This is a genomic window from Synechococcus sp. R6-7, assembly GCF_047461695.1.
GTDB lineage: Bacteria > Cyanobacteriota > Cyanobacteriia > Thermostichales > Thermostichaceae > Thermostichus.
In genome coordinates, this window is record NZ_JANSHS010000200.1 from 1 (window position 1) to 673 (window position 673).

General features: G+C 62.6%; 1 protein-coding gene. It reads right to left on the minus strand.

Going from position 1 to position 673, the window contains the following annotated elements; translation table 11 throughout:
• Window positions 1–165: 165 nt before the first annotated feature.
• Window positions 166–673, minus strand: a 508-nt coding sequence (locus tag NW815_RS06640) for a PDZ domain-containing protein (RefSeq protein ID WP_414415826.1), incomplete at its 5' end; no start/stop codon positions are given.

Below are 673 nucleotides of genomic sequence, written 5' to 3' on the forward strand. Positions count from 1 at the left end.
GCGAAAGGACTCCGTCCCGCTGGCGCGAGCAGCACCGCCCCAGCCCCTCTCCCAGGGGAAAAGGGGAGTTCGCAACCTAGGTTGAGAGGTTTACCCCCATTGACAACAACCCTGCTGTGTCGCTGGGGTCTGGTTGATACTTGAGGGGCGATCAACCATGCCCAATCAGCCTCCGCTCGGAACCGGGAAAGAGCCTGTTACCGCGCGGATCTTCTGTCGCCGCCCGGCCCGCTCGATCTCCAGCTCCAAGGTGCTGCCCACCTCGGTGCGCTCCACCTCCTGTTGCACCTGATCGGCTGTGGTTACGGCGCGACCATTGATGGAGAGAATGACATCCCCGGATCGCAGCCCCGCTCGTTCCGCCGGGGATCCCTGGATGACTTCGCCGATCAGTACACCCTGATCCACCGTTATCAAAATGCGGCTATTGGGATCCTGGTTGAGGCGCTCCTTCAGCTCTGGAGTCAGCGTCAGCATGCGGATGCCCAGGTAGGGGTGATCCACCTTGCCGCGAGTGATCAACTGATTGGCCACCCGCTGGGCCGTCTCAATGGGGATGGCGAAGCCCAACCCTTGCGCTCCCTGGATGATGGCGGTGTTCACCCCTATCACCTCCCCTTGAGCGTTGAGCAGCGGGCCGCCGGAGTTGCCGGGGTTAATGGCCGCATCCGTT